21 protein-coding genes, 1 tRNA gene and 1 pseudogene are annotated in these 22092 nt (G+C 38.1%); 7 read left to right on the forward strand and 16 right to left on the reverse strand.

What is annotated here, in order from left to right; genetic code table 11:
* Window positions 1–19: 19 nt before the first annotated feature.
* Both IGL31_RS09165 and map read right to left on the reverse strand, forming a co-directional pair.
* Window positions 20–943 (reverse strand): YihY/virulence factor BrkB family protein, encoded by a 924-nt coding sequence (locus IGL31_RS09165; RefSeq protein WP_002286461.1) that lies wholly within the window; start codon window positions 941–943, stop codon window positions 20–22.
* 31 nt (window positions 944–974) lie between these two features.
* Window positions 975–1739, reverse strand: a complete 765-nt coding sequence (gene map, locus IGL31_RS09170) for a type I methionyl aminopeptidase (RefSeq protein ID WP_086300181.1) — start codon at window positions 1737–1739, stop codon at window positions 975–977.
* Between the two features lie 157 nt (window positions 1740–1896).
* On the opposite strand from map, the gene IGL31_RS09175 reads away from it, so the two are divergent.
* Window positions 1897–2337: a flavodoxin gene (locus IGL31_RS09175; protein WP_002297963.1), complete on the forward strand. Its 441-nt coding sequence runs from the start codon at window positions 1897–1899 to the stop codon at window positions 2335–2337.
* Window positions 2338–2514: 177 nt separating this feature from the next.
* Here IGL31_RS09175 and IGL31_RS09180 read toward each other — a convergent pair whose 3' ends face one another.
* Window positions 2515–3084 carry a TetR/AcrR family transcriptional regulator gene (locus IGL31_RS09180; protein ID WP_002286467.1) on the reverse strand — a complete coding sequence of 190 codons (570 nt, stop codon included), beginning with the start codon at window positions 3082–3084 and terminating at the stop codon, window positions 2515–2517.
* A gap of 255 nt (window positions 3085–3339) precedes the next feature.
* Between IGL31_RS09180 and IGL31_RS09185 the strand changes: the two genes are divergently transcribed.
* Together IGL31_RS09185 and IGL31_RS09190 are read left to right on the forward strand one after the other, a co-directional pair.
* Entirely contained in the window at window positions 3340–4572 is a 1233-nt protein-coding gene (locus tag IGL31_RS09185) for an aminopeptidase (RefSeq protein ID WP_086300182.1), read from the forward strand.
* Window positions 4573–4954: 382 nt separating this feature from the next.
* A pseudogene (locus IGL31_RS09190) lies at window positions 4955–5152 on the forward strand (tyrosine-type recombinase/integrase); the annotation flags it as partial.
* Window positions 5153–5220: 68 nt separating this feature from the next.
* Here the strand turns inward: IGL31_RS09190 and IGL31_RS09195 are convergent.
* Window positions 5221–5294: transfer RNA gene (locus tag IGL31_RS09195), tRNA-Arg, on the reverse strand.
* A 153-nt stretch (window positions 5295–5447) separates the two neighbouring features.
* Here IGL31_RS09195 and IGL31_RS09200 point away from each other — a divergent pair.
* Complete coding sequence (locus tag IGL31_RS09200; RefSeq protein WP_002286676.1) at window positions 5448–5612, forward strand: hypothetical protein; 165 nt, start codon at window positions 5448–5450, stop codon at window positions 5610–5612.
* A 156-nt stretch (window positions 5613–5768) separates the two neighbouring features.
* On the opposite strand, the gene IGL31_RS09205 is transcribed toward IGL31_RS09200, so the two are convergent.
* The 11 genes from IGL31_RS09205 to sfsA form a co-directional block, all read right to left on the reverse strand.
* Complete coding sequence (locus IGL31_RS09205; RefSeq protein ID WP_086300184.1) at window positions 5769–6950, reverse strand: GNAT family N-acetyltransferase; 1182 nt, start codon at window positions 6948–6950, stop codon at window positions 5769–5771.
* A gap of 122 nt (window positions 6951–7072) precedes the next feature.
* Entirely contained in the window at window positions 7073–7486 is a 414-nt protein-coding gene (locus IGL31_RS09210) for a DUF3284 domain-containing protein (protein ID WP_002286592.1), read from the reverse strand.
* A complete protein-coding gene (locus IGL31_RS09215; RefSeq protein ID WP_002286596.1) occupies window positions 7486–7668 on the reverse strand; it encodes a DUF3188 domain-containing protein in 183 nt (60 codons plus the stop codon). The genes IGL31_RS09210 and IGL31_RS09215 overlap by 1 nt, the downstream gene beginning before the upstream one ends.
* 30 nt (window positions 7669–7698) lie before the next feature.
* The gene (locus IGL31_RS09220; RefSeq protein WP_002286598.1) at window positions 7699–7920 is read right to left on the reverse strand and encodes a hypothetical protein; all 222 of its coding nucleotides are present in this window, start codon (window positions 7918–7920) and stop codon (window positions 7699–7701) included.
* A gap of 67 nt (window positions 7921–7987) precedes the next feature.
* Entirely contained in the window at window positions 7988–9448 is a 1461-nt protein-coding gene (locus tag IGL31_RS09225; protein WP_002286601.1) for a PTS sugar transporter subunit IIC, read from the reverse strand.
* A gap of 107 nt (window positions 9449–9555) precedes the next feature.
* Entirely contained in the window at window positions 9556–9876 is a 321-nt protein-coding gene (locus tag IGL31_RS09230; protein WP_002286604.1) for a PTS lactose/cellobiose transporter subunit IIA, read from the reverse strand.
* 29 nt (window positions 9877–9905) lie between these two features.
* Window positions 9906–10223, reverse strand: coding sequence for a PTS sugar transporter subunit IIB (locus IGL31_RS09235; protein WP_002286606.1), 318 nt, complete (start codon window positions 10221–10223; stop codon window positions 9906–9908).
* A 151-nt stretch (window positions 10224–10374) separates the two neighbouring features.
* Window positions 10375–13077 (reverse strand): sigma 54-interacting transcriptional regulator, encoded by a 2703-nt coding sequence (locus tag IGL31_RS09240; protein ID WP_002297976.1) that lies wholly within the window; start codon window positions 13075–13077, stop codon window positions 10375–10377.
* Between the two features lie 62 nt (window positions 13078–13139).
* A complete protein-coding gene (locus tag IGL31_RS09245; RefSeq protein WP_086300185.1) occupies window positions 13140–14417 on the reverse strand; it encodes a DEAD/DEAH box helicase in 1278 nt (425 codons plus the stop codon).
* Window positions 14417–15430 (reverse strand): Gfo/Idh/MocA family protein, encoded by a 1014-nt coding sequence (locus IGL31_RS09250; protein WP_002286612.1) that lies wholly within the window; start codon window positions 15428–15430, stop codon window positions 14417–14419. The genes IGL31_RS09245 and IGL31_RS09250 overlap by 1 nt, the downstream gene beginning before the upstream one ends.
* A gap of 15 nt (window positions 15431–15445) precedes the next feature.
* A complete protein-coding gene (gene sfsA / locus IGL31_RS09255) occupies window positions 15446–16174 on the reverse strand; it encodes a DNA/RNA nuclease SfsA (protein ID WP_002286614.1) in 729 nt (242 codons plus the stop codon).
* Window positions 16175–16338: 164 nt separating this feature from the next.
* Here sfsA and IGL31_RS09260 point away from each other — a divergent pair, with 164 nt between their 5' ends.
* From IGL31_RS09260 to zwf, 3 genes are all read left to right on the forward strand, one after another.
* Complete coding sequence (locus IGL31_RS09260; protein ID WP_002294538.1) at window positions 16339–16680, forward strand: DUF4828 domain-containing protein; 342 nt, start codon at window positions 16339–16341, stop codon at window positions 16678–16680.
* Window positions 16681–16863: 183 nt separating this feature from the next.
* Window positions 16864–17511, forward strand: a complete 648-nt coding sequence (locus tag IGL31_RS09265; RefSeq protein ID WP_002286616.1) for a metal-dependent transcriptional regulator — start codon at window positions 16864–16866, stop codon at window positions 17509–17511.
* A gap of 14 nt (window positions 17512–17525) precedes the next feature.
* Window positions 17526–19052 (forward strand): glucose-6-phosphate dehydrogenase, encoded by a 1527-nt coding sequence (gene zwf, locus IGL31_RS09270; RefSeq protein ID WP_081156746.1) that lies wholly within the window; start codon window positions 17526–17528, stop codon window positions 19050–19052.
* A gap of 48 nt (window positions 19053–19100) precedes the next feature.
* Here zwf and ileS read toward each other — a convergent pair whose 3' ends face one another.
* On the reverse strand, window positions 19101–21899 hold the full coding sequence (gene ileS, locus IGL31_RS09275) for an isoleucine--tRNA ligase (protein WP_002286621.1): 2799 nt from the start codon (window positions 21897–21899) through the stop codon (window positions 19101–19103).
* Window positions 21900–22092: the final 193 nt, after the last annotated feature.

Genomic DNA, 22092 nt, shown 5'->3' on the forward strand with positions numbered 1-22092 from the left:
ACAATAAGAACTCTTGTTTCTACTTTTTTTTATGAGAAAATTTAGTTTTCAATTTATTGAACCATTTTCGGCTTGGATCTCGACGTTTTTTGATTTGATGACCCGTCACGTATTCTTGAACAACTGCATTGATGATTCCGCCCAAAATGATGATCGTAGCAGCAAAATTAAGCCAAAGCATGAGTACAATAAAACTTCCTATGATCTGATAACCGCTGATCCTCGTTGCAAAATACCTAGCATAGATACTAAACACTTGTGATAACAGCATCCAGCCGACAGTAGCGAAGATCGTGCCCGGAATGATCGTCTTCAACTTCAACTGAGCATTAGGGACAATTAAATAAATCAAGAACATGATGACAAATAAAGCTACCAATGTGATTGGCCACTTCAAAGTTTGGAACTGATCGATAAAGTTCACGGGTATTTGTACGATTGGCTGAATAGCATCCAAAATCAGCTGTCCCAACCCAAGAACGATAGTTACCCCACTAATAGCAATCATGAACAAGACAATGACAATTAGTGAGAAGAAACGGACGATCAAAAAATTTTTTCTATTTTCTACGCCATACGCTTTATTCATCGCAATTTGCAAAGCATTGATACTTTGACTTGCAGACCATAAAGCCGCTAATGCAGAAACGGATAACAAGCCTCCTGAACTTTGTGTCAAAAGGTCTTTGATTGCAGGACCGATAAACTGGTAAACGGTCTCAGGAATCACTTCTCGTAAATAGGTCAGTACAGTCTCTTGATCGATGTGGAGAAACGGTAAAATATTACCAAAAGCAATAATCAATGGAAATAAAGACAAGAGTAAATAATAAGCAACGACGACAGAGGTCGTACTCATTTCTGAATCAGTGATGCGCTTTTGAGTCGTCTCAATAAAGCGCATCAGATTTTCATTTTGTTTTATTTTGTTCCAAACTTTCATGTACCTCTCCCGTACCTATTGACTGGCTAGATCAATAAGTGCCTTCTTCTCCTTGTGATGTCAAAATTCTTGGACCATCTTTAGTAATAGCCAATGTATGTTCATATTGGCAAGAAAGTCCGCCGTCTCTTGTATACGCAGTCCAGCCGTTAGGATCCATTTTCATTTTCCAAGTTCCGGTATTAACCATAGGTTCGATCGTGATAACCATGCCTTCTTTCAACCGCAACCCTTTTCCAGCTTCTCCGTAATGAGGAACTGCTGGTTCTTCATGAATCGTAGGACCAACGCCATGACCAATAAAATCACGAACGATCGCTAGATTTTCGCCTTCTACATAAGTTTGGATAGCATGACCGATGTCACCAATCCGATTCCCTACTTGTGCTTGCTCAATACCGATGTACAAAGCTTTCTTCGTTACTTCCATCAATCGGTCGATCTCAGGTGTAGTTTCTCCAACTACATAGGCCCAACAAGAATCAGAAATGCCGCCTTTCAAATCGATACACATATCGACTTTTACCAAATCACCGTTTTTCAAAGGCTTTTTACGAGGGAATCCATGACAAATTTCATCATTTATACTGATACAAGTCGCATATTCATACCCTTCAAAGCCAATTTGCGCAGCAATTCCGCCATGACTCTCGATATAGTTTCTGACAAATACCTCAATATCCCAACTTGTGATTCCTGGTTTTATAAAATCACGCAGATTTTTATGTACATCTGCTAATAAAGCTCCAGATTCTGCCATCATTTCAATTTCACGTGCTGATTTTAAAGTAATCATATTTTCGTCTCCTTTTTACAAATCCCTCTCATTTTAACATAGCGGCATACATTTAGCCAAATGACATTCCCCAGGTGTCTCTAGGTTTTATTTTCTTTTCAATGATGTTTTGGTATAATTCATAATTGTTAAATAATTATAAACGAGGAGGCACATCATGGCTTTAGCAAAAATCGTATATGCTAGCATGACAGGAAACACTGAAGAAATCGCCGATATTGTTGCAGAAGCATTTGAAAATCTGGATATCGAAGTCGAAATCAACGAATGTACCCAAGTAGATGCAGATGAATTCGAGGAGGCAGATATTTGCGTAGTAGCTACTTATACATACGATGATGGCGATCTGCCTGATGAGATCGTAGACTTTTATGAAGACTTGCAAGAATTGGATCTATCGGGAAAAATTTACGGTGTCTGCGGATCTGGTGATACTTTTTACGATGAATTCTGCAAATCGGTGGATGATTTCGATGCTGCTTTTGCAAAAACAGGCGCATCAAAAGGAGCCGAAAATGTTAAAGTGGATCTGAATGCTGAAGAAGAAGATATCGAAAATTTAGAAGCTTTCGCTAAAGAACTAGTCGCAAAAATTTAATATACTTGCAATAAAAGAGCCATCCAGATTTATTCAATCTGTACGGCTCTTTTATTCATTGCATTCATGGAAGAGTTCTTCGGGAGTTAAAAATGCATACGCTGTAAGAAAAACGAACTTTTCCTTATTTTGACACATCTCTTGTTATCTACTGATTTGTGGAACTTTTGAGTATATTCAATCGATTTCGATTGGTTCTTTGAATTTCAAGATAGCATCTATACTGTCTTGGATCATCTTTTCAATCTGTTCATCAGTTGGATGGATGATGCTTGAAGACATCAAAGCTGCGATCCCAGTAGCTATGATCCATGTCCCATTATACAAAGATTCGATCTGCTCTTCTGAAAGATTCACATAAGCTGGATCGCGTTTCACTGTATTCACAAAGTAAGTATAAGAGAAATTCTGCATCTCTTTTCCTCCACCATATTCTTCTAAGTACAGTGAACGATACAACTTCTTCTCTCTTCTTGCAAAATGGATATAATTAAAAGCAAGATCGATAATCGTATTCCCTGTATGCTCAACAGTGAACACTTCATATTGTAAATGATCATAGATCTGCTCAAAAAGAGCTTGTCTCAAGTCATCCATATTTTTAAACTCAAGATAAATCGGTTGCGTGGAACAATTCATTTTGTTCGCGATGTTTCTCGCAGTAAATCGTGTAAATCCATCGGTGGCAGCTACTTCATAAGCAGCTGCCAAAATCTGTTCTCTAGTAATCGTCTTTTTTCTTGCCATATTTTTTTAATCTCCTTAATTTTTTTATAACGCTTCCACCATTGATTAATTTCATTGTAACATGTTTTTTTTGATATGCAAAATTAGTTTTTGATTTTCTTCACAAGCTGAAATAGCAACTAGTAACATATATCATGAAACTTAACCTTAAAAAAATAACCTCCTTTTTTTATTTAAAGCCTCATTGTTTGAATCATAATTAAATGGTATCATGCTAATAGTTACCAGAAAAAATGGTGAGGAGGAATTTTTATTATGGTATCTGATTTTAATGAACTTCTAAAAAAATATGCACGCTTAATTGCAGAAACTGGCGTAGCCACAGAAAAAGGACACACAGTTGTTTTACAGATCAGCGTGGAACAGGCACCCCTTGCTCGATTGATCACACAAGAAGCTTATAAACTAGGAGCCGCTGAGGTTATCGTTCAATGGACTGACGACCAGATCCAAAGAGAATTTCTTTTACATGCTGCAACGGATCGTATTGAGAATGTACCACAATCTAAAATCGATCAAGCGGATGAATGGCTTGAAAAAGGAGCAAGCAGGATCAGTGTTGTTTCTGCCGATCCCGATGCATTTGCTGGTGTAGATAGCCATCGAGTAGCGTCTTATCAATCAGCGAATGGCAAAGCACTAATGAATTTACGCAAGGCAACTCAAGCAAATAAAGTCAGTTGGACTGTCGTGGCTGCGGCTGGTAAACAATGGGCAGCAAAAGTCTTCCCAGAACTGCCAGAAGAAAAACAAGTTGAGGCATTATGGGATCAGATTTTCAAAACGACTCGTGTCTATGAAGAAGACCCTGTCTTAGCATGGAAGAAGCATGATGAAAAATTAGCAAAAAAAGCAGAAGAATTGAATCGAGAACAATTTTCTGCCCTTCACTATACTGCTCCCGGTACAGATATTATTATCGGATTGCCTAAAAACCATCTTTGGGAAGGCGCTGGAAGCTATAATCCTCGTGGAGAAAAATTCATGGCAAATATGCCGACGGAAGAAGTGTTCACAGCACCTGACAGTCATCGAGTAGATGGTTACATTTCAAGTACAAAGCCACTGAGTTATGCTGGCACCATCATCTCGGGTATGAAATTTACTTTTAAAGATGGAAAAGTTGTTGATTTTTCTGCCGAACAAGGAGAAGATGTCTTAGCAAAACTGCTTGATACAGATGAAGGTGCGCGTCGTTTAGGAGAAGTCGCACTTGTACCTGACCCTTCACCTATTTCTCAATCTGGCATCATCTTTTTCAATACATTATTTGATGAAAACGCATCGAATCACTTAGCACTAGGTTCTGCTTATGCCTTCAGTGTGAAAAGCGGTACAGAAATGTCCGATGAAGAATTAGCAGAAGCTGGATTGAATAGAAGTCAAACCCACGTAGATTTCATGGTAGGATCTGACAAGATGGATATCGACGGAATCCGTGAAGATGGCTCTACAGTACCGATTTTCCGAAATGGCGATTGGGCTTGAGTATACTTTCGCACACATGCAAAAAATAATATAAAGCATAGAATAAAGGATCTAAGCTATTGGCTTAGATCCTTTATTTCGCTAAACAACCCCACCGTTTTTTTATATGGTACTTTGAAAAGGAAAGTTGTAAGTATTAACCCATCAGCTATTACTAAAAATAATAAAAAGTCATCTCCAGTTCATTCCCATTGGCTTTACGTAAAGCTTCAAGTTATACCGCTAGAGTTAAGAACGATATATCTTTCGTTGGATAGGACTGGTATAAGCCAATCGAAATCGTTTAATTCGAATCTGTTGAAGTATGAAAAACAACTACACCGTCGACCTATTAAGTTTTTCTTTAGTAATCAATTTTTGCCTATTTTCTCTTCGACTGTTTATTGATGGACTAAGACATACGCATGCATCTATTTTACTTTATCAAGGAGTAAATATACTTAGCGTATCGAAACGTTTAGGCCATAGCAGTTTAGAAACTACAATGTCTACTTATCTTCATATTGTTCGAGAACTTGAAGATCAGGATAAAGAAAAAATCAATGCTGTGTTCGATAGTTTATATAAAAATGATAACTAGTTCGGCACATTTTTGGCACAAATACAAAATAACCCCCTGTACCGCAAAGGATACAGGGGTTATTTGTACGTTCCTGACTGGAATTGAACCAGCGACCTATCGCTTAGGAGGCGATTGCTCTATCCTACTGAGCTACAGGAACAATTTCAATAAATCAATTGTAGCTTGTTTGTTTTTTACTTGCAAGCTTATCTGCTAAAAAAATCAGCTTATAAGTTAGGCAAAACGTTTCCACTAGTCCTTAACAGATGATAAACTAGAGGTAGAATGAAATAATGTAGGGAGGTTCTTTCCAATGAATGATAAGCCAAAAGAAAAAGTATACGCAGAACGCTTAGATTCATCTAAAAAAAATCGGGAAAAGATTACGAAAGAAGCAATCCAAGACCACAAAAAAGAAAACCCTAAAACAAAAGAAAACAAAAAATTCAAATTTACGAAAAAAGAGGATTTACTTTAACATTTTCCTTCAAATGCCAAATGAAAAACAAAAGGGTGGTGACATAAGTCTTGTCACAACCCTTTTTTTCGTATAAAAAGCGTCTCAGAAGCAACTTCTTCGAAAAATAAGACAAAATTTAGTGAATACAATTTCTGCCACAAGCTCTATTTTTTATCAAAAATAGTCATTAAGAATTGGCTGTTGCTGTGGCAAGATTGAGCTTAACGTTTCTTCATATTCTTTTGTCACCTGTATTCTTTCTTGGAATACCAACTCTTCCACTTTACGATACCCTAATAATAGCTGCGTGATATGTTGGATACTTCCTCGAACGATTGGGAGTTTTGTTTGTTCTACTTTTGAGAGATGATTTTTTCCATTTTCGATTGTTACTTCCACGATTCCTTCATTCCATTTCGCATAATGATCTTCTTCTATTTGTAGGGCAAATGCAGCTTGTCTCTTTTTAAATGGATAATTTTCCAAAAACAAAGAAATATCTACGATCCTCGCCATCATATAAGGTGTGATCATTACAGAAGCAAATGGATTTTCTAATAGATAATTTTGATCATTACCGCCGTAGCCGCATGAATATTCAAATGTTTCAAAAGCACCATTGTGAGAACTTACGAAGCGAACAAGGCTGCAAAAAGCATCATGATCCAAAAATCCCCACTCCGCAATAATAAAGGAAGACGTTGCAAGCTGATAAACGATATATCCCGTTGCTTCCTCATTATCATCAAAATGCAAAGCAAACTGGTAATTGCCTTTTTGCTTGAATTTATACGTATACCACCAGTCTTCGCGCTTCAGACCAGCTCGTTGGTTTTCCGGCATCTGTTCATAAATTCTTCTGATTGCAGCTTTTGCATCTTCAAAATCCATACGCTTTATTTTTCCAGATTTTTTTTTGATAAACGGCACATCACGACTGTTTAGTTGATAACTGATTTTATCAAATGATTGTTCATAGCCATAGCGCCGATAGAAGGGATAGGAGAATGGCGCCAGATAAGATAAGCTTACTTTACGATCACGGCAATCTTCAAGGATCTTTTCCATGATCTGATTGATCCCGCCTTGTCCCCTTGCTTCTGGATAAGAAGCAACATAGCCAATGCCGGCCATTAGGTACTCTTGTCCGTAAAAATTCACTGGAAAAGGGGTCGCCATGACTTGACTTGTTAGCCGATCCTCCTTATCAAAAAATCCGTAATTCCAAGAATTCTCCGCAAGTGTACGAAAACGTTCTCGCCTTTCAGGTGTATCTGCCCCATTAAATGCATAAGTGGCTAAATCAAACATTTCCTCAATCGAAGATACACCTAGCTCTCTTACTTTGTTTGTCATTTTGCTGCCCCTTCCTACAAAAAAGCTAGTGAGGATTCACAGGAAAGATCTATCTTCCTATGAAAAATTCCTTCTAGCTTACTTCATTTTTCAATAACTAAATAGTACCATGTTTCATTGATTTAATACGTTGCTTCGATCATATCTAGCATTTTTTTGAAACGTCTCCGTTTAAAATACATCAAGATTGTTCCTAAAAGCATATCATTCAACTTTTGAAGCATGCCATAAGACTCCATTTTTTCTGTGTAATGAACCTCACAGGTCGAATCGTCCAATGGTTTGATTTGATAATGAACGACGAATTCATTCTTCGTTGTCGATGTACGAAACTTATAAGACTGGTTTTCAATGACTTCTTCGATTTTTATGCGAGCCCGGTTATTTTGCGAGAATTGTTTGACGTACTCCAAATTTTTCAGCTGTTTTCTAGTTACTGATTTGCCGGTCGCTTTACGTACATCGAAAAGGACAGAGTCCATAACTTTATCGTAAAAAAACGATGCTGGAATATTTAATTTTTTCGTGATTTCCATTAGTTATTTTTCTCCTTTGCTTCTTCTCTTTTTTTTCCCTTCATGAAGAAATAGATTCCTAATCCTGTTAGAAAAAGACCTGTGACCATACTATACAAATCATACCTTTGCGAATGTGGATTCAAACTATACAACACGATCAAAGAACCAATACTACATAAAAATAAACCGTTTTTTATCATCTCAACCATCCTATCTTTTTAAACCATTTTCTAAACAGCTGTTGATTGAAAATAAAGGACTGTTCCCCAAGGCTGTGCTTTGATCAGTTCCTTTGCTTTTTTAGCCGCAACTTCCGGATCTTCTGCACTTGTTTCAAAGAACAGCTTGATTCCTTGTTTTTCTTTAAATGTAAAAGTCATTCCTTCTTCATTGTATCCTTCTAACAATTCTTTGATTTCATCTTGTTGCATTGCACTGGCAATTGTAATCATTTCAGTTCCTCCTCGAAAATTCATTATGAGGAACGAAACTTAAAGCGTTCCGCTCCTCACGTTCATCTTATTGTTGTTCTCCTGCGGCAGGGTCCATTTTGTTTGCAGAGATGACAAATGGTGCCCAAATCAAGAAAGTCACGACCATACATACTAATGTTACGATCGGTGCCCGCCAATCCGCACCTGTTGCTAAGAATGACAATAAGAACGGCGGTACTACCCATGTGACTTGCTGCGATACCGGAGCGACTAGGCCAAGATAAGTAGCTGTCCATCCAATTGCTGTTGCTACTACTGGAGCAATCAAGAATGGGATAAACATGATTGCATTCAATACGATTGGCAGACCAAACATCACTGGTTCGTTGATATTGAAGATACCAGGCCCAATGGATAATTTAGCTACTGTTAGATAATCTGCACGTTTAGAGAAAATCAAGATAGCTATCAGTAAGACGATCGTTCCGCCTGATCCGCCAAACCATGCAAAAGCATCGAACGATCCGCGGACCCACATATAAGCTTTTCCATCTTCGATTGCATCTAACACGGCTGGTGTACCAGTTTTTCCGTTATAACCTTTTTGGAAAATATCAATATTGATTAGTTGTGCTTGTCCCCAGATTCCCTCTAGCACTGGTGCCAATACATTTGGTCCATGAATACCAAAGAACCAGAATACTTGAACAAATACTGTGACGATCAATACTGCTCCCAACCCTTGAGATAATCCTAGGAATGGTTCTGCAATATATTTTTGCACCAAATCAATGATCAGTTGCCCATCAGCTACACGACCTACGATATAATTGATAATAGCAATGACGTATAAAGCGATCGTCGCTGGTAAAATGGCTGCAAATGCTTTAGATACTGCTGGTGGTACTGAATCAGGCATTTTGATCGTAATGTTGGCAAGCATCAATTTACAAAAAATAATGACTGAAATAGCTCCCATGATCATAACTGTAAAATAAGCGTTTCCATTCAAATGATCTAGTTTTAGCCAACCCCATAATCCAACTGACAGTGTGCCATCTGCAATCGTTGCACCAATCTCAGAACTATTGATTGCATCTGCGACATTTGAAGGAACATTCACATCTAATGCTGCTGATAATGCTGGACCAAAGGAAATACCTTGAATCAAGGTAGCTAAACCAACGATCCCCCCAGCTAGATCATTTACTCCATAAGCTCGGGCAAGATTATACCCCCAAGAAAAGGCAAAGATCAATCCGGCGATTGCTAGTGTACCGTTCCAGACAAAACCATTGATTCCGATGATGACATTCAATACGGCAAAGATTCCTTTGTCTGCTGCTAAACTGTCAGCATAGGTACTGTTAAACTGTTGCGGTAAATCACGAATAATTGCATTGATCATTACAGCGACTGATCCCGCCATTGTTGCGGGCAGTGTGCCGATAAAAGCATCACGCAAAGCAACTAAATGTTTTTGCGCTCCGATTTTTGCGGCAACCGGCAGGATGTATTTCTCCATCCAACTTGATAGTCCGTTCATTTTTTACTTCCTCCTATAAGTTTTTTATATAAAGAGAGTTCTCCTTATAACAAAATAAAAAATCCGTTCAAAAATTTTTCTTCTTCCGTTCAAAAAAGAAGTTGTATTTATTCGCTGTATACGCGACGATAAAGTTCGATGATTTCTTTTGCTAAATCAGTAAACGCAATAGATGTCATTAAGTGATCTTGACTGTGAACAGTCAATAATGTCACTTGCATATGATTTCCTTGTGCTTCTTGTGTCAACATGTCTGTTTGTGCATGATGCGCTTGTATAAGTGATTCTTCTGCATCAGCGATTTTCCTATCCGCTAACTCAAAATCACCGATTTTAGCAGCCGCAATCGCTTCCATTGCATCGCTCTTTGCATTACCGCCAAACATGATTAACCCCATGATGGCTTCTAGATTTTGTTGATCTTCCACGTTGTTATACCCCCAACTGCATACTTGATTTATTTCATTAGATTTTCTGCTTGTGCAAGAACTTTTTCTCCGTTCATCATGCCATAGTCTTGCATATTGATGACATCTAATGGAATACCTTTAGGCGCAAGTTTTTGTTCAAATTGAGCTTTCATAAAACGTACTTGAGGACCTAATAATAATACATCGACATTCTTAGATTCTAAATTATTATCTGCATCTGAGGCAGAGACCGCAAAAATATCGGCTTCCATCCCTTTTTCTTCTGCTGCTTTTTGCATTTTTGTGACCAATAAACTCGTACTCATCCCTGCTGAACAAACTAACATGATTGTTTTTTTTGCCATTTTTAACACTCCTTTTATTTTTTTACACTTTTATATAACGCAAGAAGCATGCCAATAAAAAAAAGAGCTGAAATAGCGTTTTCATGCTTTTTAGCTCTTTTTTATAGTGCGCACACAGATGTTTAGTGTGTAAACAGTATGATTAGTGTGTTCATTTTTTTATTTTATTTTCAAGAAACATTTGTGTAAGAAATGCGATATCATCTTCTGGAATTTTTACCTGATATTTTCGTTCTAGTGCCATCAAGTTTGCCCGAACGATATCCATTTCCAAACGATAAATTTTTGAGAAAATAGACAGTTTCTCAAATTGCCGATGGCTTTCTTGTTTGATCAATCCGTCTAACATGAAGGCTAAATGGATAACGATTCCAGTATCTACTCCAGGTTCCACGATAATCGACAAATCGGTCTGGATCTGCTGAACTGTCTTTTGCAATGAACGGATCAGTTCATCAATAGAAAAGACATCGCTTAATGATCCAGAAAGTGAATCGACAATTTTAGCTGTCGGGATCTCATCATCAGCTATACGCTTTAAAATGTTTAGTTTTTCATCATCAAAAACGTCATAGGCGGAAAAAAATGGGATATTTTGATAATCAACATCAACTGTTCCCGCAATTGCTTTGATCTCATATTCTTCCAATAAGGCATCGATGTGTTTTTTGAATGATTCACGTTCTAAAAACTGCATCTGGATCAGTTCTACCTTATTTTGATTAATCACTGGCATAATACGCTGATATAATTTGGCAGCTACTCCTTCACCAGTAAAGCATGTCACGATTACGGCTTTTTTACGCTGTAAAGTTTCAGATTTTTCCGCTTTGAACTGATCACGTACGATCGATTCAAAGGAAAGCTGGATATTTTGATAAATGTCTTCTAAGCTTCTTCCAACACTTGCCATCCGTATCGCTTCTATCACAATCATGGTACTTGTCATCGTGATAGCTTTCGTCCGAATGCCAGTCTCTTCATAAATCAAATCACTGAAGGTGTTTAATGATCCCATATCTGTTAACAAGAGTAGGCCATTCGTCAAATGCTCTTGATAGTTTTTGACATATTGTAACACTTCTTCATACATTGTTTGAACTTCCATAACCAGTGGCATATTAAAAGCTTTCCCTACTTTTGTTCCTAATAGTTCTTGTGCCATCTCCAACATGCTTGAAGCAGTCTGTCTGCCGTGCATCAATACGAGAACATCTACTTTGTTTTCTTTAACAGGCTCACTTTCTCCTAGATTGATAGAAAGAAACATACTAATAAAGCCGATTTCATCAAAAGGAATCTCAACTTGTTCTTCTTCTTCAATGATCGTTGAAAGATCGATTGCTACTTGAAATTCCTTCTTAAAATTTTTCCGTACGTTATTCAAATCTGGGTGGACGATCATATGACCTTCTCTCACACGATCCAATGTACTTTGCAGATGCAAAGCAAAAGCAAAACGAGCTTTTTCATTATAAATACGGTCTAACCGTTTTTCAGCCACATCATACAATTGATTGGTTAACCGCCAGATTTCATCTGGCAAAAGATCTTTGGGAATCGAACTTTTAGTCAATTCTTTGACATATGTCTGGAAATAAGCATCCACATCTTTTGAAATGAGGGTCTCTAGATCAATGTTCTCCACACCGGTTTCGGAAAGAGAAGTGACTTTTTCCTCAATATCGTTATAGACCTGCATGTTTCGTTCTGGATCTTGTGACCAGACAACATCAGCAAATCCTGGTTCAAATGTCAAATACTGACTTTTGCTGTCCATGAATCGGTCGAGACGTTCCGGTATTTCCTTGATTTTCAGTAATCCTTTTTGTACTTGAAGGGAAAGTTCTTCTTTTCGAATGATTAGCTTTTTCTCATGATGAGTACGGTAATGTAAAAAAGATTTTGCACAGACTAGTTTCAAGTCTCGTTTCACTTGACCGATATTTCCTTCCGCATCATAAAGCATGAAGGCAAGAATCGCTTCTTTTTCGATATCGATACGTTGATTCAAACGATTCGCTTCTTGTTTGATAAAAAGAGAGATGATTTCATAACGCTCATCCAGTGAACGTGAAGCAAGATTCGGCAAGGTGATTGCCATAGGAATCCGTCGATTGAACGTAGATAAGAAACTTTCTGAAGATTCAGTCGTCGCCCCAATGATCTGAACAGATGCTTCATGTACTTGTGCACTTTCTCCAAGCGGACGGTAAATACCTTTATCAATGAAAGTAAACAGCATTTCCTGCCCTTCCGGCGGTAAACGGTGGATCTCATCTAAAAACAATATACCGCCGTCTGCTTTGGCTATTAGACCGGGACTATCTTGAGCTGCTCCTGTGTAAGCCCCTTTTTTGATCCCAAAGATGTGTCCAAAGAGCAGTTGCGGATTTTGAGCATAATCCGCACAATTGAAAGAAACAAATGGCGCATCTGCAGAAAGCATCTCTGAATCGATTGCAAAATGATACATACATTCAGCAAACATCGACTTCCCTGTACCAGTTTCTCCAAAAATAATCGTATGCAACCCCCGCGGTGGATAAAGAATCGCAGCTTTTGCCTGCTGTATGCTGACTTTTAAAGAATCATTTTCTCCAACGAGTGTTTCAAAAGTCACTTGCGTAGAAGAGTCGACATGCACTTCATCAGATTTTGACTTTTCCGTTGGCAAAGAGTAAACGACTGGTCGGCCAGCGGTTTTTACAATATGATGGGCCTTGTATAGTTCACTTAAATATCGGCTTGCATTGCTTCGATCGATAGTTAAGCGCTCAGCTACATCACTTGCTGTCAATCCTTGTTGGTTTTCTGTCAATAGCTGCAAGATCTCTTCTTGACGTTCTTTCACATAACCCCTCCTCTGGCAACCAATTTTGTTCCCGTTTTCATAATCATAGCATAAAAAGGCGCTTATTTGCGCCTTGCTCCTTTATTTCTCTCTTTTTTTGATTTATTTTTAACTTTTTTTCTTATTTTTTCTTTGTTATATTCTGGGTTCTGCTCCTTTCCAGAAAAAGTTTTCGCATACTTTTTATTTACTGCAGGAGCTGCATCTTCTTTGGTTGGCTGCTCAGTTTGCAGCTTACCTCCGTATAAAAAAATCTCTTCAAGTGTTATATTTGATGGACGTAAAAGCCGTTTTAAATCTCTTAGATTATTATCTTGTACGAGTGTAATTACTATTCCTTCATTACCCATTCGACCAGTTCTTCCCGAACGATGCAAATAAGCTTCTTCACTTAACGGAACTTCTGCATTCACTACATAAGGAAGACCTGTAATATCTAAACCTCTAGCCGCCACATCTGTGGTCAAAAGTGCTCTGACCATTTTCTTTTTGAATTGTTCTAGCGCTGCTTTTCGGAGTAGCTTGTTCTGATCAGAGGCCAGACTTCCTACCGGTACACCTCTATACAGCAATTTTTCTTCCATTACGCCTAATTCAGTCAGTTGATTAAAGAAAATCAGACCATGAAAATCTTCTATATGCGTGAGACGTCTCAAGTAGTCATCTTTCTTTCGTATCGGTACACGTAAAAAGTAATGTCTCAGTCCTTTTCGAGAATCGTCCTCTGCTGTCACGTCAATTGTCTCAAACGTTTTCCCAGTGATTTTTTCAATGCTTTCAAGGGAACGATCTGCTGTCGCTGAAAAAAAAGCTAGCTGATACTCTGTTGGAGCTTGATGAAGAATTTGATCAATGATTTGGCTGTTCCCAGCGTCAAATAGCTGGTCTGCTTCATCAAATACCATTGTTTTCACTTGATGTGCTTTTATTTTTTTTGCTTTCATCAATTCCAATATTCTTCCTGGTGTACCAATCAAGATTTCTGGTTTTTTCTTCAACCCCTCAATCTGACGTTTGACGTTGGCTCCGCCCACCAAAGATTGGACTTTCAACTCTTTGTCTTTTCCCCATTCACGTGCAACATCTGCTACTTGAATAGCTAGTTCTTGAGAAGAAGCAAAAATGACCAACGCACTTGCTTCACCTGGTTCCACGTTTAGTAGTAGAGGCCAAAGATAAGCCAGTGTTTTACCTGAACCTGTAGGAGAAACCGCTACTATACTTTGTTTATTACTTAGTGTCTGAAAAACTGCTCGTTGAATAAGAGAAGGTGAGACAAACCCTTTATCCTCATATTTTCTCTGCCAATTTTCGGGAAATACTTGTACAAATTCGTTCATTAAAAATCTTCCTCATTATCTGCATCGAATTTGATGCCGCCATTTTTTCTTAAATCATAAATCACTTGGTTCACATTTCTAGCTAGCTCGATCCACTCTTCATACAACAATCCCCAAGCTGGATCTTTCGGATGAGCCATGACATTGGCAAAATCCTCTGCTTCATCTGCCATTGGATTTTCTGCAGCTGTTACCGCCAAATCAATGATTTCTTTATGCGCGCGATCATGAAATTGTGCTTGTTCAATTGCATTGACTCCATTCATCACTAGCGTTCCTGAGTCAAAATAAATCTCTGACGGTAAATAAGAATCACCGATTTTACCTGGCTGGATCGATACATCAAAATTCTCATAACGTAAGATCCCCCATCCAAGACCATCTACACCAGTAGAAATCTTTCTTGGGAAATAATGGACTTCTTTTGGCATTCCAAACCAAGCAACAGCTGCATATACAAGGTAAACACCTAAATCCATCAATGCACCACCTGAGAAATGAGTCGAGAAGATATTCGGTTCTTCTCCATCTAATACTTGGTCATAGCGCGAAGAATATTTCATATAGCTGAAATTTGCACCGATTATCTCGTCTTTTAATGGTAAGTAATCGGCAATCTTTTTAAAACCTGATTCATGGATATTTCTTGCTGCTTCAAAAAAATACACATTGTGTTCATTTGCCAAATGGATGATTTCATCCATTTCTTTTGGCGTCGAAAAAGCTGGCTTTTCAACTATCACATTTTTTCCTGCCAAAATTGCTTGCTTAGCTTGACTAAAGTGAAGACTATTCGGAGAAGCAATATAAATGGTGTCCATATGAGTAATATTGAAAAAAGTCTTCAAATCTGTTGCGAATTCGATATCCCCTTCATAATGAGAACCAAATTCCTGTGCTTTTTCCAAATGTCTAGAATATACCGCTGTCAATTCATATTTTTTTGTGCTTAAAGCTGCTTGGACAAATTGATGAGTAATCCAATTTGTTCCGATAATACCTAAGTTGATCATTATTTTACCTTCTTTCTATTGTATAGGATCTTCAAAAGGGATATCTACATCAAATGGAATGGCCTGCTTGACAGTTACCTCATCTGCCGATACTTGACAATTATAGGCGAGGATTTGAACTCCGCTTTGCTGCGCATGTCGAACCATATCAGCTAGTGCTGGTTGCATTTCTTCATGGATCGTTGCCAGATGAAGATGTTCGAATTGAGCAATAAACAAGACATAAGCGGCATAACCATCTTGTGCGGCATACGTTAATTCTCCTATATGTTTCAATCCTCTGAGTGTGGGCGCATCAGGAAAAGCACCAATCGCTTTATTTTCAAGTGTCATACCTTTGACTTCAACAAATGCTTTTTGTCCGACCACCGTCTCTAAATAAATATCAAATTTGGAGTGAAGATAAGTTACTTCACGCTTGTATACCGTAAATGGACCAGTTAATCCTGGTAAAAGGATCGTGCCGTCTAAAATACCATCAATTGCCAGCCGATTAGGCAATTGACTATCGATATTAAACCAGTCACCCTTCTTTTTTACAGCAATCAGATCATAGGCGGTTTTCCGTTTAGGTCCAGGAGCAAATACAATAGCCACTTCAGCGCCTGGTATCAGGACCTCTTTTCCTCTACCTGTATTTTTGACATGCGCAATAATTATTTCTCCGTCTTTTTTCATACAATGTGCTATAAACCGATTCGGGCGGTCAATAAAAAAAGCTATTTCCACTTGCTGATACTTCAAATTATGTCACCTTTCTTCCTACTATGTATCCTATCATAATTTGTAGAAAAACAGTAAAAAAACCAGTCGAAAGTCTTAGAGAAATTTTAGCTTTTATTCGGTACAATGAAATAAAGAAGAAAGAATATGTCTATGCGATTATTTTCTCATAAAGGAGTGATTTGGTGATAAAAAAAATGATCTATTTTCTTGGTTCACTCATTACCGTTCTCTCAAGTTTTATTTACTTGAAAAAGAAAAAACAAGCGGAAAAGTCAGAAGGACTCTCAAAGTATCAAGGTACATGGTTCTTTAGTGATAGCCAGCAAAAACAACAATTACAGATTACATCTGATTACACGTTTTTGATCAACGGTCAGTCTCTTGGCACATCTGTGGTAGAAATAGATGAATATCGTTTAGTCGTACGTGATCAGTATGGTTTTTATCTTATCTTTTCTTATCCCGAACAAACTCTTTATGACGAATCTGCAGACACTTCATATAAGTTGTTATCTGAAAAATAGATCCCTCCCAATGTATATATATATCCTTTATAAACGAAAGAATGAGTCTTCTCTATCATCTTTCGTTTTTTGTTGTAAAAACGTCTAAAAATCCTTTGTTTTTTATTTAGAAAAATAGTCAATTAACGTTTTTTTTGTTACACTTACTAATGATGGTTTTTTACCATGAAAGGATGATCGAATATGACACCAAATCGAGAAGATTATTTGAAAATCATTTTAGAACTAGGTGGAGATACAACGAAAGTCAACAATAAACAAATCGTATCTAGTCTAGATGTCTCAGCTGCATCTGTCAGTGAAATGATTTCTAAACTTGTGAAAGAAGAGCTTGTAGAACATTCCCCTTATCAAGGTGTACAATTGACTGCAAGCGGACTGCAAAAAGCTAGCAGTCTGATTCGCAAACATCGCTTATGGGAAGTTTTTTTAGTTGAACATTTAGACTATAGCTGGAATGAAGTCCATGATGATGCTGAAGTATTGGAACATGTGACTTCGGAACATCTTGCAGATCATTTAGAAAACTATTTGAATCATCCTGAACATTGTCCTCATGGAGGATCGATTCCTAAAAAAGAGGAAGTTGTCCATGAAGAACGCCGACAAACATTGGAGTCCTATCCTGTCGGTACAAAAGTGCGTATCGCACGAGTGCTTGATGAAAAAGAATTGTTGGATTACTTAGTCACTATTGACCTGAATATCAACGAAGAATATGAGATCGTTGACATCGCAGCTTATGAAGGACCGATCACTATCCAAAATGATAGAAAGAAAATCCCCGTCAGCTTTAAGGCGGCCAGCACGATTTTTGTCGATAAAATATAAAGGAGTGTATCCACATGTCTAATGAAAAAAATGTATTGTTTACGATATTCGGCGGTACAGGTGACCTAGCCCAGCGTAAATTGTACCCGTCTTTGTTCCGCCTTTACAGAAAAGGAAATTTAGGCGAGCATTTTGCTGTAATCGGAACCGCTCGCCGTCCCTGGAGCGATGAGCACTACCGTGAAGTTGTCAAAGAAACAATCCGTGCATTGAATCCTTCAGATGAAGAAGCAACTACCTTTGCAAGCCATTTTTACTATCAATCCCATGATGTAAATGATTCAACGCATTATCAGACATTAAAAGAATTGTCTGACCGATTAGATGGACACTATCAATTAAACGGTAACCGTGTCTATTATTTGGCTATGGCACCTCAATTTTTTGGAACGATCGTTTCTCATTTGAAATCACAAAATATTATGACAAAAAATGGCTTCAATCGTTTGATCATAGAAAAACCGTTCGGTTCTGATTACCAGTCTGCTTTTGAATTGAACCAGCAAATCAGAGAAGTATTCCCAGAACAAGATATTTTCAGGATTGATCATTATTTAGGAAAAGAAATGATCCAAAACATCTCAGCTATCCGTTTTGCCAATAATATTTTTGAGGCTCAATGGAACAATCGCTATATCGACAATATCCAAATTACTTTTGGCGAAAACCTCGGTGTAGAAGATCGCGGGGGCTACTACGATCATAGTGGCGCACTTAAAGACATGGTGCAAAATCATATTTTACAGGTTGTAGCATTACTTGCAATGGAACCGCCAGTAGCATTTTCCGAAAAAGAAATCCGTACAGAAAAGATCAAAGCATTGAAAGCTATCCGCATTTATAACGAAGAAGAAGTGTTAGAAAACTTCGTTCGCGGGCAATATGCTCAAGGTGAATTGGATGGTGTACAATTCAAGGGCTATCGCGAAGAAGACAAAGTGGATGCTCAATCAGAGACTGAAACATTCGTCGCAGGCAAATTCACTATCGATAACTTCCGTTGGTCAGGTGTTCCTTTCTATGTACGTACAGGCAAACGTTTGACTGAAAAAGGGACTCGGATCAACATCGTATTCAAACAAGTTCCTGTTAATGTATTCAAAACATCTGTCGATGAACCATGTGACGATACGACACTTCCACCTAATGTTCTAACGATCTATATTCAGCCAACTGAAGGATTTTCTTTATCCTTGAATGGGAAAGAAGTAGGGCAAGGATTTGAAACGGAACCAATCAAATTGGAATTTAGAAATAGTGCAGAAATGGTTGAAAATAGCCCAGAAGCTTACGAAAAATTACTATTAGATGCGTTGAATGGTGATGGAACGAACTTCTCTCATTGGGAAGAAGTCGCTCAATCTTGGCATATCGTGGATGTCATTCGAAAAGCTTGGGACCAAACACAACCGGATTTTCCCAACTACAAAGCTGGATCAATGGGACCTAGAGCAGCTTTCGAACTACTTGAAAAAGACGGATTCGAATGGATCTGGCAACCAGATAACTGGTATCGTGAACGTGGAAAATTAAACGATTGATAACAAAAGGGGGTGTGACAAAGAACATGTCACACCCCCTTTTCCCTTTTACTTTTCTTCGAATCCTTCAGCTACAGCTTCAGGATAGAAGTCTTCAACGATTTTTGCACAACGACCGCATAGATGAGGAAGTTTTTCATCTACTCCTACATCTTTACGAACTTGGCGACAGCGATCGCAAGTTTCCCCGTCTGCTTTTTCCACTGTAATAGCAACATCATCAAATACCATAGCGTTATCTGGCACTTGTTCATCTGCTGCCATAACTTCAAAGTAGTCTGGTGAAACGATCAATAATTGTGCAATATCTGCATCCAAAGCTTTTAACATTTCACGAACTTGTTGTTTTGGATAAACAGTTAGTTTTGCTTCCAAAGATTTACCAATCAATTTGCTGTTTCTTGCTTCTTCCAATGCTTTTAAGACATTATCACGGAAGTCCATGAAAGCAGTCCAGGTATCCATCAATTCTTCTTGGTTTGCAAACTCTTCATAACCAGGAAACTCGCTTAACTGAACGTACTCCTCTTCTTCTTTCAGGAATGACCAGATTTCTTCTGCTGTATGCGGAATGATAGGAGTCAATAATTTTGTCAAAGCTACAGCTGTTTGATAGAAAACAGTTTGCATGCAACGACGTTGATAATCATCTTCTGCTTCAATATAAACTACATCTTTAGCAAAATCCAGGTAGAATGACGATAGGTCAACCGTCAAGAAGTTCATAACTGTACGGTAAATATGCATGAAGTTATATTTGTCGTACCCTTCTTCTCGGATTTCTTTGATTACTTGGTTCAATCGAACGGTCATATATTTGTCTACAGAACGTAAATCATTGTACGAAACAGTATCTTTTTTAGGATCGAAATCTTCTGTATTCGCTAATAAGAAACGCATCGTATTTCTGATTTTACGATATACTTCTGCCACTTGACTTAAGATATCCATAGAAACACGAACATCTGCTTCATAATCTACACTAGATACCCATAAGCGAAGGATATCTGCACCAAATTGTTTGATCACTTTTTCTGGTGCAATGATGTTTCCTAAAGATTTACTCATCTTACGGCCTTCACCATCTAAAGCAAATCCTTGAGAAATAACTGATTTGTATGGTGCTACACCATTGATAGCCACACTAGTCGTGATACTTGAGTTGAACCAGCCACGATATTGGTCTGATCCTTCTAAATACATATCTGCTGGGAATGATAATTCTGGTCGCTGACGTAAAACAGCTTCATGAGAAGAACCAGAATCAAACCAGACATCCATGATATCTTTTTCTTTTGTAAATTCGCCATTAGGAGAACCTGGGTGGGTAAATCCTTCAGGAAGAAGTTCTTTCGCTTCTTTTTCAAACCAGATAATTGATCCATGTTCAGCAAATAATTTTGCCACATGTTCGATTGTTTCTGGTGTGATGATTGCTTCTCCATTTTCAGCATAGAAAATCGGAAGTGGTACTCCCCATGCACGCTGACGGGAAATTACCCAATCGCCGCGGTCACGGATCATATTATACAAACGTGTTTTACCCCATGGGATAACCCACTCTACTTTTTCTACTTCATCCAAAATATTCTGACGGAATTTATCGATAGATGCAAACCATTGTGGAGTTGCCCGATAGATCACAGGCTTTTTCGTCCGCCAATCGTGAGGATAACTATGAGTAAAGAAATCTAGCTTCAGCAAAGCTCCTTTTTCTTTTAATAGATCAGTGATCATAGGATTTGCTTTGTCATAAAAGATACCTTCAAATCCAGGTGCTTCTTCTGTAAACAATCCTTTTGAGTCTACAGGTGACACTACAGATAGTTTATATTTGCTACCAGCGATATAGTCATCTTCCCCATGTCCTGGAGCAGTATGGACTAATCCAGTACCAGCGTCTAAAGTAACATGATCGCCTAAAATCACAAGTGATTCACGTTCATAGAATGGATGACTTGCAGTCATATATTCCATTTCTTGTCCAGCAAATTCTTTTAGAACTGTTACATTTTCCCAACCGATTTCTGATTGGACTGTTTCTAGCAAATCTTTCGCTACGACAAACTTACGGCCATCGGCTTCCACCAATACATACGTAAATTTTGGATTTACAGCAATACCTTGGTTTGCTGGCAATGTCCATGGTGTTGTCGTCCAAATGACAAAAGCTGTATCTTCATCAAGAATATCTTTGCCGTCTTTGACATTGAAAGCTACAAAAATAGATGGAGATTTTACATCTTTATATTCAATTTCAGCTTCCGCTAAAGAAGACTCACTTGACGGAGACCAGTAAATTGGTTTCAATCCTTTGTAAATATAGCCTTTTTCAGCCATTTTACCAAATACGCGTACTTGTGCAGCTTCATAAGAAGGATCTAATGTAACATAAGGATGTTCCCAATCTCCTGCAACTCCTAGGCGTTTGAAATCTGCTCGTTGCTTATCTACTTGGGAAAGTGCATATTCACGACATTTTTCCAAGTATTCTGCCATGGACATTTCTTTACGTTTCACGCCTTTATTAGCCAATACTTGTTCAATCGGCAATCCATGTGTATCCCATCCTGGAACATATGGTGCACGATAGCCAGACATTGATTTTGAACGAATGATAATGTCTTTACTGATTTTATTCAATGAATGTCCTAAATGGATATTACCATTGGCATATGGAGGTCCATCATGAAGAACAAAGCTAGGTTTTCCTTCGTTCAACTCTTGTCTTTTTTGGTAGATTCGATTTTCTTCCCATTCTTTTTGCCACTCGCCTTCTCGGTTTGGCAAATTACCACGCATAGGGAATTTTGTTTTTCCTAATTGCAAGGTTTCTTTCATTTTCATTCAACCATACACTCCTTTATTTGTTTTCCGGACACAAAAAAGCATGTTCAGCCGCAAGGGACGAACATGCCGTGGTACCACCCAAATTTAGTTGCATCTATCTAGTGCAAACTCTCTGTGACCAATAACGAGGTCAGCCGCTGCTTCTTACTCTAATTTCGGAAAAGCAGGTCTCAAGTAGAGGATCTTTCAC

It is taken from the genome of Enterococcus sp. MSG3290 (assembly GCF_050555565.1).
Classification (GTDB): domain Bacteria; phylum Bacillota; class Bacilli; order Lactobacillales; family Enterococcaceae; genus Enterococcus_B; species Enterococcus_B faecium.

Coding starts and splice junctions, on each gene's coding strand:
- IGL31_RS09165 (WP_002286461.1), bottom strand. CDS start 943: ATGAAAGTTTGGAACAAAATAAAACAAAATGAAAATCTGATGCGCTTT.
- map (WP_086300181.1), bottom strand. CDS start 1,739: ATGATTACTTTAAAATCAGCACGTGAAATTGAAATGATGGCAGAATCT.
- IGL31_RS09175 (WP_002297963.1), top strand. CDS start 1,897: ATGGCTTTAGCAAAAATCGTATATGCTAGCATGACAGGAAACACTGAA.
- IGL31_RS09180 (WP_002286467.1), bottom strand. CDS start 3,084: ATGGCAAGAAAAAAGACGATTACTAGAGAACAGATTTTGGCAGCTGCT.
- IGL31_RS09185 (WP_086300182.1), top strand. CDS start 3,340: ATGGTATCTGATTTTAATGAACTTCTAAAAAAATATGCACGCTTAATT.
- IGL31_RS09200 (WP_002286676.1), top strand. CDS start 5,448: ATGAATGATAAGCCAAAAGAAAAAGTATACGCAGAACGCTTAGATTCA.
- IGL31_RS09205 (WP_086300184.1), bottom strand. CDS start 6,950: ATGACAAACAAAGTAAGAGAGCTAGGTGTATCTTCGATTGAGGAAATG.
- IGL31_RS09210 (WP_002286592.1), bottom strand. CDS start 7,486: ATGGAAATCACGAAAAAATTAAATATTCCAGCATCGTTTTTTTACGAT.
- IGL31_RS09215 (WP_002286596.1), bottom strand. CDS start 7,668: ATGATAAAAAACGGTTTATTTTTATGTAGTATTGGTTCTTTGATCGTG.
- IGL31_RS09220 (WP_002286598.1), bottom strand. CDS start 7,920: ATGATTACAATTGCCAGTGCAATGCAACAAGATGAAATCAAAGAATTG.
- IGL31_RS09225 (WP_002286601.1), bottom strand. CDS start 9,448: ATGAACGGACTATCAAGTTGGATGGAGAAATACATCCTGCCGGTTGCC.
- IGL31_RS09235 (WP_002286606.1), bottom strand. CDS start 10,223: ATGGCAAAAAAAACAATCATGTTAGTTTGTTCAGCAGGGATGAGTACG.
- IGL31_RS09245 (WP_086300185.1), bottom strand. CDS start 14,417: ATGAACGAATTTGTACAAGTATTTCCCGAAAATTGGCAGAGAAAATAT.
- IGL31_RS09250 (WP_002286612.1), bottom strand. CDS start 15,430: ATGATCAACTTAGGTATTATCGGAACAAATTGGATTACTCATCAATTT.
- IGL31_RS09265 (WP_002286616.1), top strand. CDS start 16,864: ATGACACCAAATCGAGAAGATTATTTGAAAATCATTTTAGAACTAGGT.
- zwf (WP_081156746.1), top strand. CDS start 17,526: ATGTCTAATGAAAAAAATGTATTGTTTACGATATTCGGCGGTACAGGT.
- ileS (WP_002286621.1), bottom strand. CDS start 21,899: ATGAAAATGAAAGAAACCTTGCAATTAGGAAAAACAAAATTCCCTATG.